The sequence below is a fragment of the Acinetobacter sp. TSRC1-2 genome (genome assembly GCF_049895885.1).
Taxonomy (GTDB): Bacteria; Pseudomonadota; Gammaproteobacteria; order Pseudomonadales; family Moraxellaceae; genus Acinetobacter.
Window position 1 is genome coordinate 1 of record NZ_JAFCTF010000004.1, and the last position, 12,755, is coordinate 12,755.

The following is a 12,755-nucleotide window of genomic DNA, read 5'->3' on the forward strand; positions in this document are numbered from 1 at the left end:
GTGCATATCAATTAACCCATCGAAATAAGCCAACAATTCAAATTATGGAACCATTGGCTTAAGCAGGATTCGGGTTATTTAATATTTTGAGTAAGGTTCAGAATAGGGCTTTTAAGTCATTTAATTAATCCTCTCCCCTTTCTTAGCGCCCTTGCACAGTCTATTGTTTCAAGATGAAAAGTATATCTCTACATGAATGGAAATTATTTTTGTAAGAAACCGAAAAAATCTCTAGATAAAAGTACTGTAGAGCATGGTCACTATGATCATACATTCACTTGCGCAGCAATTCTGCTCAGGTTCACAATCTAGTGAAGACTTGAATAAATTCTGCCAGAAGCATGACTAAGTTTCTAACATAGCTATCGCCATTTCCATAAAAAATTTAAAAGCTATATTATTGCCGCAATTAATGACATGGCACAGACCAAGCAGGTAACAGAGACCTATAGGTTTCAGCAGACATTTCCCTTATTTAAAAATATTTCATTAAAAATCGTCAGCATAACTTTATGATCAGGTCTAAATTAAAAAGGAATCTATTAATAGATTCCTTTTTAGATACTTAGATTCAATACTCTCTTTAATCTACTTTAATTACTATTTTTTAGGCAAAAAAATACCCAAAATTTTCATCTTGGGTATGCTCTATGAATGCCTAGCCTTTCAGTATTATTCAGGTTTTTGCAAACGTAGCGCATTAATCACGACAGATAAAGAACTTAAGGACATCGCCACCGCGGCAAGCATCGGGGTCAATAACAATCCAGTCAGAGGATAAAAAATACCCGCCGCAACTGGCACGCCTAAGCCATTATAGACAAAAGAAAATGCCAAGTTCTGCTTCATATTTTTTACGCCCAGTTTCGCCATATGAATGGCATCAGCCACACCACGGATATCACCTTTGACCAAGGTGACTTGAGCCGTTTGTTTGGCAATATCAGTACCATTGCCCATCGCAATCCCGACATTGGCTTGTGCAAGTGCAGGTGCATCGTTAATACCATCGCCTGCCATTGCTACAACTTTCCCTTGAGCTTGATATTTTTTCACGATGTCTAATTTTTCAGTCGGGGTACAGTTGCCATAAACCTGCTGAATTCCTAGTTCTGCTGCGACCAGTTTTGCATTTTGTTCATGGTCACCTGTAGCCATCACCACCTCTATACCATCGGCTATCAGTTGATCAATCACTCGATGTGCATTGTGTTTAATTGCATCATGAATCGAGATATAAGCTAAAACTTCTTGTTCATTGGCCAAGAAACTAATCACATTACCTTTCGAGCGTTGCTGATCAAGTTGGGCTTGAATAGCTTCATTTAACGTTAAGCCCAGTTGATCAATCAGCTTTTGACTGCCTACATACAATATTTGGTTTTCAATCTGACCTTTGACACCAAAGCCTGTGACATCCTCAAAGTCATTGACTTTAATCAATTGATTATTCGGAATGAGCTTTGTCAAAGTTTGTGCAATTGGATGAGTTGAATATTGCTCAATTGATGCAATCCATTGTTCCACTTGAGCTTGCTGAACTGTATCTGAAAGCAGTTTAATCTCTTTCAGGCTCGGTTTACCTTCGGTTAATGTCCCGGTTTTATCAATAATCAAAGTAGTGACTTTACTTAAAGCTTCAATCGCTTCTGCATCTTTAAACAGCACACCTTTTTGCGCAGCACGACCTGTTGTTGCCATCACCGACATTGGCGTTGCCAGCCCCAAAGCACATGGACAGGCAATGATCAGTACAGCTACTGCACACATGAGTGCCAGATCGAATTGTGCATTTCCAAACACCATCCAGGCAATAAAGGTCAACACACTAATCGCTAAAACGACAATGACAAAATATTTGGCAAATACATCGGCAAGACGTTGCAACGGTGCTTTGGAGCGCTGTGCTTCGGCTACGGTTTGAATCATTTTGGCTAAGGTGGTATTTGCGCCCACTGCCGTGGTTTGAATACGGATACTGCCCTGCTGATTCACCGTACCGCCAATTACCCGGTCATCAATTTCTTTTTTGACCGGAACAGGTTCACCCGTCATCATGGCTTCGTCAACATAGGTTTTGCCTTCCACTACAATGCCATCAAGTGGAATTTGATCCCCTGAAGAAATCTGCAAGATATCGCCCTGTTTCACCATAGCGATATCGACTTCGACCACCTGATCATGCTGCACCAGTTTTGCGGTATGCGGTTGCAGTTTCAGCAATGATTTTAATGCATCAGCTGTCTTGGCACGCGCTTTCAGCTCCATAATTTGCCCAAGCAAACTTAAAGATACAATCATACAAGCCGCTTCATAATACACAGCGACCCCATGACCGGTTTTGGCCTGCATCGGAATTAAGGATGGAAAAATGGTTGCAACCACACTATAAATAAAAGCTGCAAGTACTCCGACACCAATCAGGCTCCACATGTTGAGGTTGCGGGTTTTATAGGATGTCCAGCAGCGTTCAATGAATGGTTTACCCGCCCAGAGCACCACTGGAATAGAGAGCACCAGTTCAATCCAAGGCTGAATATGCTGCGGAATAAAGGCATGAATATGCGAACCCATGGCCAATACAAATACAATTAAGGTAAGTGGCAAAGTCATCCAGAAACGATGACTGAAATCGACCAGTTCAGGATTCGGTGGATCATTTAAGGTCGGTTGCATCGGCTCTAAAGCCATCCCACAGATGGGACAGGTTCCTGGTCCTTTTTGCACAATTTCAGGATCCATGGGACAGGTATAATCCATGTCCGCAGCACCTTCCGGTACAGGTCGCTGATCTGCCGGAATCAGATAAAACTCCGGGTCGCCCTTAAATTTCTCCAGGCAGGACGGGTTACAGAAATAGTAAGTTTTAGCCTGATATTCTGTTTTTAAATCGGTTGCCGTATCCACCGACATACCGCAGACAGGATCAATGTCTGAACTCTGTACTGATGAAGGATGCGCTCCACCACAACAGCCAGATTTCTTTTCTTCAACTGCCACTTTTGCTGTTGAACCGCAGCAGGAGGAAGCTTTTTGCTTAGTTTGCAGATATTGTTCAGGCTGCTGGGTAAATTTAGTCAAACAGCGTTCTGAACAGAAATAATAGTCTTGGGACTCCAACTGGCTGTGCCATTTCGAATCCTTTTTAACCTGCATGCCACAGACTGGATCGGACACCTGTTCAGTCGTAGTCTTTTGATCTGTTCCATAGCAACCCGCAGTCTGGGCTACTACTTTCGATTTTGATGCACAACCACAACCCGAAGTTTTCGCAGATTCTTTTGCTAAATATTGATCCGGATTTTGTTGAAATTTATCTAAACAGCCCGGACAACAAAAATAATAACTTTTTCCTGAATATTCAGTATGCGGTTTAGACAAGTCCGTTACGGTCATGCCACAGACAGGATCAATATATTGCAGTGCTTCAGCTTTTTGACTGCCACAAGATGAGTTTGATGATGCTGCCGCTTTTGCTTTACTGGTACAGCCACAGCCGGAAACAGGTTTGCTTTGTTGTTGAAGATATTTTTCAGGAGAATCGATAAATTTCTGTTTGCAGCCATCGCAACAGAACAAATACTTTTTCCCCTCAAATTCAAAAAAGTGCGCTGAATGTTCAGAAACGTTCATTCTACAGACCGGATCAATTTTTACCAATTCAAGGACTGAATCCTGTTTTGTACAGCAGGAAGATTTTTGTTGCTCATTCATCCGACTCACCTGTTTTATTCTTGCATTGTGTTAGCATAAAGTCTGTACCTAGGTACAGAGTCAAGTCATTTGAGGATATTTTATGCTCACTATCGGAAAACTGGCCAAACAGTGTCATGTAAATGTCGAAACCATTCGTTATTATCAACGTATCGGTTTAATGCGCGTGCCTGAAACCACGCAGAGCTATCGTTATTACAATGACAAAGATATGGAAACGTTAAGCTTTATTCAAAAAGGTAAAGACGCAGGGTTGCAACTCAGTGAAATACAGGAATTACTGCAACTTCAACTGGATGATCGCGAACAGGTGAGACATGTCATTGAACAACGATTAAAAAAAATCGATCAAAGAATCCGGGAATTACAAGCTCTCAAAACCCGTTTAAGCAGTTGGGTGGATGAATGTAAAACCACAAATGAAAGCTGTTGTCCGATTTTGAAAGAGCTGAAAAACAGTTAAACTCCTTTTACGATGAAGATTTTTGTATTTTTTGGGAACAAATAAGTGATGTCAGTGGATTTAAAAATTTTACGCAAACAACTTCGACATCAACGTAGAGCCGTTTCCTCTTTTGTACAAAAGCAATCTCAACAACGGGTGCTGAACCAGCTACTGCGCCTTAAACAATTTCAACACTCAAAAAAAATTGGTGTTTACCTGCATGCCTTTGGTGAAATACACACCAGACAAATCATTGAATACTGTTTTAAACAGCATAAAGAAGTTTATCTTCCCATGATTTGCAATATGAATCAGCAATTGCAATGGGTCAAAATTACACAAAAACAATATCGAAACAATCAATTTTCACATCATCCCTTCGGCATGAAAGAACCCATGGCTGGTCGCGGGTTGCATGTGTCTAAACTCGACCTGTTAATCATGCCTTTATTGGCCTGCGATATTTACGGCACACGCATTGGTATGGGTGGCGGCTACTACGACAAAACCTTAGCCAGTGCGGGTCAACGCCCTTTTCGTTTGGGGATTGCCCATGACTTTCAGTTGATTGAGCAACGTTTACATCGGGAAGTCTGGGATCAACCTCTGGATGCCTTACTCACTCCTTCACGTTATTTATATTTCAAACGCTAATCTGGTATGTTTGACCATCCCAAACACGTCTAAATCATACATTTACCTATTTTTTATATATTTTCATTGCCCCAACCCTTGTAATTTTTGAAATACACTTCACTATAAAAATATGGCAACACCATTGTTACTCATTAGGAGTGCCCATGTCTGAAATTATTATGAATCAAGAAACCTTAGTTACACAGGTTCCAAGCGTATTACCACTTTTAGCGCTACGAGATGTGGTGGTTTATCCACACATGCAGATTGCGTTATTTGTAGGTCGTGAAAAATCGATCAAAGCAGTTGACGTGGCTCGTAACAGTGACAATCTTGTATTTGTAGTTGCACAACAAGATTCTCTTACAGAAGAAATTGATCACGACAACTTATATCAATACGGTACTGTCGCAAAGATCGTACAAGTTGTGAATCATGAAAATGATGAAAACTGTATAAAAGTATTAATTGAGGGTTTACAGCGTTCTAAACTGGTAAAAATCATCGACAATGATGAATATTTATCAGCCGAACATGCTATTAGCCCAATGACAGTTAATGTCGAAGCTGACTCTCAAGAAACACGTGTGCAAGAACTGTGCGCTTTATTTGCACAATATGCAGAAGCAAAATTACGTAATGCACGTGAATTAATTACTGCTGCAAATAAAATCGATGATTTATTGCAACTGTTGTTCTTCGTGGCCACTCGTGTCCCGTTGAACATCGATGTAAAACAAAAGTTCCTGGAACATGATGACTTTGAAGCACATTTGACTGAACTCATGACTTATTTGTTACAACAATCTGAAGAACAACAGATTGAACAAACCTTGCATGACTCGGTTAAACGCCAAATGGAGAAAAACCAGCGCGAATATTTCCTGAATGAAAAAATGAAGGTGATTCAGCGCGAACTTTCTGACATGAACGGTGGTGCTGAAGATGATGTTGCTGAAATTGAACGTCGTCTTGAAGAAGCTGATTTGCCAGAACACGTACGCAAAAAAGCGGAATCTGAATTCCGTAAGCTCAAAGCAATGCAACCTGCTTCAAGTGAAGCTGCTGTGGTGCGCAACTATATCGAGGCGATTTTAGATACGCCTTGGAATAAAGCCAGCAAAGTCAGCATTAACCTGAACAAAGCACAAGAGATATTGGATGCTGACCACTATGGTCTTGATGAAGTTAAACAACGTATTGTTGAATACTTAGCTGTTCAATCGCGCGTAAAAAAACTTAAAGGTCCGATTCTTTGCCTGGTTGGTCCTCCAGGGGTAGGTAAAACTTCACTGGGTGAATCCATTGCCAAAGCCACAGGTCGCGAGTTTGTGCGTATGGCTTTAGGTGGCGTACGTGACGAAGCGGAAATTCGTGGTCACCGTCGTACTTATATCGGTGCGATGCCGGGTAAAGTGGTGCAGTCTTTAACAAAAGTAGGCGTGAAGAACCCACTGTTCTTACTCGATGAAATCGACAAGATGGCACAAGACTACCGAGGCGATCCTGCTTCTGCCTTGCTTGAAGTGCTTGATCCATCACAAAACAGCAAGTTCAACGATCATTATTTAGATCTTGATCTAGATCTTTCTGAGGTAATGTTCATCTGTACTGCAAACAGTATGAATATTCCTGAAGCTTTGCTTGACCGTATGGAAGTGATTCGTCTACCGGGTTATACCGAAGAGGAAAAAGTCAATATTGCTGAGCGTTACCTGGTTCCTAAAGCCATTAAGGACAACGGTTTACGTGGTAAAGAACTGACTATTCATGAAGAAGCGATTCGTGACATTGTGCGTCGTTATACTCGCGAAGCGGGCGTACGTAGCCTTGAACGTGAAGTGTCAAAAATTGCACGTAAAGTCGTGAAAGAAGCGGTGAGCAAAAAAGCCAAAAACTTGCATATCGATGTGACTGCTGAAAACCTGTCTGATTACCTAGGCGTCCATAAGTTCGACTTTGGTATGGCAGAAGAAGAAGCGCAAGTGGGCCGTGTAAATGGCTTGGCTTGGACATCGGTCGGTGGTGAATTGCTTTCCATTGAAGTTGCAGCTGTAAAAGGTAAAGGTAAATTCATTACCACCGGTTCCCTCGGTGATGTCATGAAAGAATCCATTACCGCGGCAATGACTGTGGTGCGTACCCGTGCAGATGCACTGGGGATTGAGTCTTCAAGATTTGAAGAAACCGATATCCATGTGCATTTACCGGAAGGTGCAACTCCGAAAGATGGTCCATCTGCAGGTTTGGCATTAACGACTGCCTTGATTTCTGCCTTCACTGGCATTCCAGTTCGCGCTGATGTCGCCATGACCGGTGAAACCAATCTGAGTGGTCGGGCAATGCGTATTGGTGGCTTAAAAGAGAAACTTTTAGCTGCACATCGCGGTGGCATTAAACTGGTGTTTATCCCTCAAGAAAACGTTCGTGACTTGGTGGAAATTCCAGACAACGTGAAAGCCGGTCTGGAAATTAAAGCAGTGAAAAGTATCGATGATATCTTGCCATTGGCTTTAATCGAAACCCCGAAACCTTTACCCAAAAATCCGATTGTAAAACCGGTTGAAGAAAGCAAAGCTGCACGTCATTAATCGTATTTAGATACAAAAAAGAGAGCTTCGGCTCTCTTTTTTTATGATGAAAAGTTTTACTATATTAATAAAGCATATGCTTGAAAAATGTACATCTGACCCTCATTTATTATTATAGAGACACAGATGCGCTGTAAGTTTCTGATTAACAAGTTATGTGAATGGTCATCTACATCTCCAGGTGGATGACCTTTTGATCGCAGTTCCAGTATTCATTCAGGGACTGCGTTTTTTATGCGTTCTTTATCAATCCGATTGAACCATTAAGCTATAAACCAGTCCATCTACCACACTGGCCATTTTTCCAACATTCAGTGTTTTTAAGGTATCTCCCTTGGTATGGTAATGCTTATTTCGAAAAGAAGCGGTATCGGTAATCATCATCGCGGGAATCCCGAACTTCCAATAATTCACATGATCAGAAAATTCCATTCCAGATACAAAAGATGGTGCTACCAACCTCTGACACTCTAAACGATTCAGGGTTCGCATGGATTGGCAATACTTCACCCCCAACTCATAAGACTGTAAATTACTCACAGCTCCAATAAAATTACCGTGACTTGGATACACCCACTTCAAACCAGCCGGATATTGCTGCACAAGATTTTCATCATAGTAGCCAATCATCTCTAAAATATAGACGGCTTGAATTTGATCCTTTTTCGCTTGTACCGATTTGGCATGAACATAACTTCCCATCTGCTCAGTTTTGAAAAATGGCGGCTCGGCCAAGGTATAAAATACGAATTCCACATTATTTGCGAGCTGAGATTTTTGCTGCGCTAAAATACGTGCCGTTTCAATCACCCCTGCTACACCCGAGGCATTGTCATCTGCGCCCTGTTGCTCCCCAAACACATCATAATGTGCACCGATAATCACTTTGTCAGCATGACCGGCCGTTAAGTTACATACTACGTTTCGATAGCCCAAACCATTTACCGAATAATTTTGATACTGGCATGGAATACCAAACAAACGCATTTGTTCTTTAATCCATGCAGAAACACGCTGTAATTCTTGTATATTTTTATAATTACGATGCCCCTGTTCGCCTATGATTTGTTCCAGATAGACCTTTAAGTTATCGGTACTGGCTGGCGTCACACTCGGCAATGCCCATATTGAAGTCGTTAAAAAAATAGTGCTAAGGAAAGTGCTTAACAATAAGCCTAAATTTTGATTCTTCTTTAATATCATTTATTATCATTCCTCTCTTATTATTTATCTTCAATCCATTGCTGAGGATTAAAGCAGCATCTCTCCCGACTTTTCAATTTCAATTTGTTGCTCAAAATAAGTAAAACCAGTTTTAGCGTTTATAATAACGATGACTTTCAAATCATCGAATCTTATGAAAATCCGTATTATTACCATCGGTCAAAAAATGCCAGCTTGGGTCCTCACTGGTTTTGAAGATTACTTCAAACGTATTCAGCCTTTTGTGCAGACTCAGCTTATAGAATTACCCATGGCAAAACGCGGGAAAAATGATTCGGAAGCTGATATTTTAAAATATTGCCAGATTGAAGGTGACAGCATTCTGCACGCACTTAAGCATAATGAAACCCTGATTGCACTTGAAGTGGGTGGCAAAGAGTTCAGTACTGAAAAACTGGCTGAAACCATGAAAGTATGGATGCTTGAAGGCAATGATGTGGTATTGGCGATTGGGGGTCCAGACGGACACTCTGAAGCGGTGCGTAAAGCCGCTGCATGGCATTGGTCGCTGTCCAAGCTGACCTTGCCTCACCCGATGGTTCGAGTGATGCTGATTGAGCAGCTATACCGCGCAATGACTATTAACAATAATCATCCTTACCATCGTGCAGGGTAAATCAGCCTGTCGAGGAACTTATTTTAGTTTTTTAGAAAGCTGAAATAGGGTCATTGTTAGCGCTTGGTCTTGATGAGAAAATGATCTGGCTCGTTTTTTAATCGTTGCATATATGCAACAACATGTTGAGACAAACTCTATTTATTCTATATCTCCTTTTTGGCATCATAACCATTACAACCCCAGTCGATATTATTTGAATTAGGCGCACCGTCATGAATTTACAAACTTTACCCGGTTTATTTATTTCACATGGATCACCTATGCTTGCGCTTAATCCAGAGCAAGTCGGTCCGGCTTTAGAGCGCTTGAGTTTAAACTTGCCTAAACCTGAAGCCATTATTGTAATGTCGGCACACTGGGAAAGTAATGCGCTAGAAGTGAGTAGCAGTGTACGCCCTGAAACCTGGCATGACTTTCGTGGCTTTCCAGCTGAACTTTATGAAATGCGCTACCCTGCGCCCGGACAACCAGAACTGGCTGAAGAAATTCTGCATCTTTTAGCAGATGCAGGCTTGGCTGCACATGCCAATAGCACCCGCCCTCGTGATCATGGGGTCTGGATGCCATTGCTGCATATGTATCCTGAGGCAGATATTCCTGTGGTAGAAATCTCGTTACCAATCAACATGTCTGCTGAAGATATTTATAAAATTGGTCAAACACTGGCTCCACTGCGTGAAAAACAGGTGCTGATTATTGGTTCGGGAAGCATTACCCACAACTTGGCTGAGCTTGCTTGGCGTGGTGAACCGGCAGAAGTACCCGAATGGGCATCAACCTTCCGTAATTATGTGGTGAGCAAACTGACCCATCAAGATTATGCTGCTGTACTGGATTGGCAGAATATTCCCTATGTGCAACGCAATCATCCCAGCTTAGAACATTTCGCTCCGCTCTTCTTTGCAATGGGAACGGGTCATCGCTTTAGTATTGTACATAGTAGCTTCAGTATGGGTTCACTCGGTATGGATATTTATCGTTTTGACTGATGCATACACACTCATAACCTTTTATGAGTAATCAACAAAAAATAGCTATGGATACATTTTGATACTTAACTCATCAGAATGTATCCATATTTTTTAAATACTCATACGTTATTCTACTAAAAATTCTTCAAAACCAAGTACTTTTAACATGAAATTTAAATTTTTAGCGATTGCCCTTTTCCCACTCACGCTTGCGGCTTGCCAATCTGGTGATATTCAAAAAGCTGGAGATGTTGCTGTGTCTATATTACAACAACAAAATGTTGATAAGACGCTTGCTTCTTATCAATGGAGCACCAATACCGGAACTGCACCTAAACCTTTAGTGCTTCATTTTGATGATAAAGGTCGCTTGAGTATTGCAACCAGTTGTAATGGTATGGGAACCAGCTGGAAAGTAGAAAACAATCAAATTGTAACGGCTGATTTAATGGCGACCCAAATGGCTTGCCCAGAAGCATCCATGCAACAAGAAGTCGTAGCATCAGATTTGTTTAGTAAACGCAAAGCACCTTTCGTTTTAGACCTCAAAGACCCTCAAAATCCAACCTTAACAGTCATTTCGGCTATAGGGCAAAAATATGTCTTCACTGGAAAAATGACACCTGAAACAAAATATAACGCTCAGGCTGAAATCATTTTCCTGGAAATTTCACCTGAAACTAAACCCTGTACTGGTGTAGCACCGCAAACCTGTTTACAGGTACGTGAACTCAAATACAACGACAGTGGCGTTAAAACCCAAGTAGATAAAGATTGGACTTTATTTTACGATCAGATTGAAGGTTTTGAGCATAATCCGGCTGAACGCCAAGTGATCCGGGTAAAACGTTATGCAATTAAACATCCGGCAGCCGATCAGTCGAAATATGCGTATGTGCATGACATGACTGTAGAACGTGCCACTGTAAAATAATAGGTTAATTTCAGCTATAAAAAAACCGATGCCCAAGCATCGGTTTCTTTAGCTTCAAGAAAATATATTCTTAGAATACGCCCTGAGCCAACATCGCATCGGCGACTTTTACGAAGCCAGCAATGTTTGCACCATCAACATAGTTTACAGAACCATCTTCTTTAGTACCGTATTTAACACAGTTGCGGTGAATTTCTTTCATGATTGCATGTAGACGTTCGTCAACTTCTTCGAAAGTCCAGCCCAAACGAATCGCGTTTTGAGACATTTCAAGACCAGAAGTTGCAACACCACCAGCATTTGATGCTTTACCTGGCGCATAAAGAATTTTCGCTTCAATGAATTTCTCAACAGCATCTAATGTAGATGGCATGTTTGCACCTTCAGCAACACAGATCACGCCGTTTGCGATCAATTGAGCTGCATCATCCGCATCCAACTCGTTTTGAGTTGCACATGGAAGTGCGATATCACATTTGATTGACCAAGGACGCTTGCCTTCAAGGTATTCAAAACCGTGTTTAGACGCGAATTCTGAAATACGACCACGTTTTACGTTTTTAAGTTCCATTACTTCAGCAAGAAGTTCGTCAGTGAAACCATCTTTGATGTAAACAGTACCTGCAGAGTCAGAAAGTGAAACCACTTTCGCACCCAAGTACATTGCTTTTTCAGCAGCATATTGTGCAACGTTACCAGAACCTGAAATCGTTATCACTTTGTCTTTGAAGCAGTCGCCACGAGTTTTCAGCATTTCCTCAGCGAAATAAACTGTGCCGTAACCTGTTGCTTCTGGACGAGCCAATGAACCGCCGAAAGTCAAACCTTTACCAGTGAATACACAAGCAGTGTCATTACTCAACTTTTTCATCATGCCGGCCATGTAACCAACTTCACGGCCGCCCACACCAATATCACCTGCAGGGATGTCAGTGTTTGAACCTAGGTAACGGTACAATTCGATCATTAATGCTTGGCAGAAACGCATGATTTCGCCTTCAGACTTACCTTTAGGGTTGAAGTCTGAACCACCTTTACCACCACCCATCGGGAGTGTAGTTAAGGCATTTTTAAAAGTTTGTTCAAAACCTAGGAATTTAAGAATTGATAGGTTCACAGATGGGTGGAAACGCATACCACCTTTGAATGGACCGATTGCTGAATTGTACTGTACACGGAATGCACGGTTGACATGTGTTTGACCTTTGTCATCAACCCAAGAAACACGGAATTGAATCGCACGTTCTGGCTCAACTAAGCGTTCAAGTAGACCATGATCAGCATACTCTGGGTTCTTTTCAATGAACGGCCAAAGGCTAGTCATTACTTCTTCTACCGCTTGTAGAAATTCTGGTTGATGTGCATCACGTGATTTAACGTAATCTAGGAAGTCGTTAAGGCTGTTATATTTCAACACTTAATCCTCAGCAGAAAGATGGATCAAAATTGGTCAAATTTTCAAAAAATGATAATTTTTGGCGCAAAATATTAAATAGCTTTTGTAACAATAGCACAATACTTTTTTTTAAAAAAATTAAATAATATTTAATAACATATATTTATTTTAATTATAACCATTTTTTTATCTTAGTACTAAAGTGATGCTGTGTGACTGTTTTTG

General features: G+C 41.2%; 9 protein-coding genes. 6 read left to right on the top strand and 3 right to left on the bottom strand.

Annotated features, from left to right (window positions below; all coding sequences use genetic code 11):
* Window positions 1–672: 672 nt before the first annotated feature.
* Entirely contained in the window at window positions 673–3,714 is a 3,042-nt protein-coding gene (locus ACP69Y_RS05740) for a heavy metal translocating P-type ATPase (protein WP_425916948.1), read from the bottom strand.
* Window positions 3,715–3,796: 82 nt separating this feature from the next.
* Between ACP69Y_RS05740 and ACP69Y_RS05745 the strand changes: the two genes are divergently transcribed.
* From ACP69Y_RS05745 to lon, 3 genes are all read left to right on the top strand, one after another.
* Window positions 3,797–4,177, top strand: a complete 381-nt coding sequence (locus ACP69Y_RS05745; protein ID WP_425916950.1) for a MerR family transcriptional regulator — start codon at window positions 3,797–3,799, stop codon at window positions 4,175–4,177.
* A 48-nt stretch (window positions 4,178–4,225) separates the two neighbouring features.
* The gene (locus ACP69Y_RS05750) at window positions 4,226–4,813 is read left to right on the top strand and encodes a 5-formyltetrahydrofolate cyclo-ligase (RefSeq protein ID WP_425916952.1); all 588 of its coding nucleotides are present in this window, start codon (window positions 4,226–4,228) and stop codon (window positions 4,811–4,813) included.
* 146 nt (window positions 4,814–4,959) lie between these two features.
* Window positions 4,960–7,386, top strand: a complete 2,427-nt coding sequence (gene lon / locus ACP69Y_RS05755; RefSeq protein WP_425916954.1) for an endopeptidase La — start codon at window positions 4,960–4,962, stop codon at window positions 7,384–7,386.
* A 246-nt stretch (window positions 7,387–7,632) separates the two neighbouring features.
* On the opposite strand, the gene ACP69Y_RS05760 is transcribed toward lon, so the two are convergent.
* Window positions 7,633–8,589, bottom strand: a complete 957-nt coding sequence (locus tag ACP69Y_RS05760) for a M28 family peptidase (RefSeq protein WP_425916956.1) — start codon at window positions 8,587–8,589, stop codon at window positions 7,633–7,635.
* Between the two features lie 154 nt (window positions 8,590–8,743).
* Here ACP69Y_RS05760 and rlmH point away from each other — a divergent pair, with 154 nt between their 5' ends.
* The 3 genes from rlmH to ACP69Y_RS05775 all read left to right on the top strand — a co-directional run bounded on the left by rlmH (window position 8,744) and on the right by ACP69Y_RS05775 (window position 11,134).
* Window positions 8,744–9,226, top strand: a complete 483-nt coding sequence (gene rlmH, locus ACP69Y_RS05765) for a 23S rRNA (pseudouridine(1915)-N(3))-methyltransferase RlmH (RefSeq protein WP_425916957.1) — start codon at window positions 8,744–8,746, stop codon at window positions 9,224–9,226.
* A 215-nt stretch (window positions 9,227–9,441) separates the two neighbouring features.
* Window positions 9,442–10,218 (top strand): dioxygenase, encoded by a 777-nt coding sequence (locus tag ACP69Y_RS05770; RefSeq protein WP_425916959.1) that lies wholly within the window; start codon window positions 9,442–9,444, stop codon window positions 10,216–10,218.
* A gap of 148 nt (window positions 10,219–10,366) precedes the next feature.
* The gene (locus ACP69Y_RS05775) at window positions 10,367–11,134 is read left to right on the top strand and encodes a DUF4377 domain-containing protein (RefSeq protein WP_425916961.1); all 768 of its coding nucleotides are present in this window, start codon (window positions 10,367–10,369) and stop codon (window positions 11,132–11,134) included.
* Between the two features lie 70 nt (window positions 11,135–11,204).
* On the opposite strand, the gene gdhA is transcribed toward ACP69Y_RS05775, so the two are convergent.
* On the bottom strand, window positions 11,205–12,551 hold the full coding sequence (gene gdhA / locus ACP69Y_RS05780; RefSeq protein ID WP_425916963.1) for an NADP-specific glutamate dehydrogenase: 1,347 nt from the start codon (window positions 12,549–12,551) through the stop codon (window positions 11,205–11,207).
* Window positions 12,552–12,755: the final 204 nt, after the last annotated feature.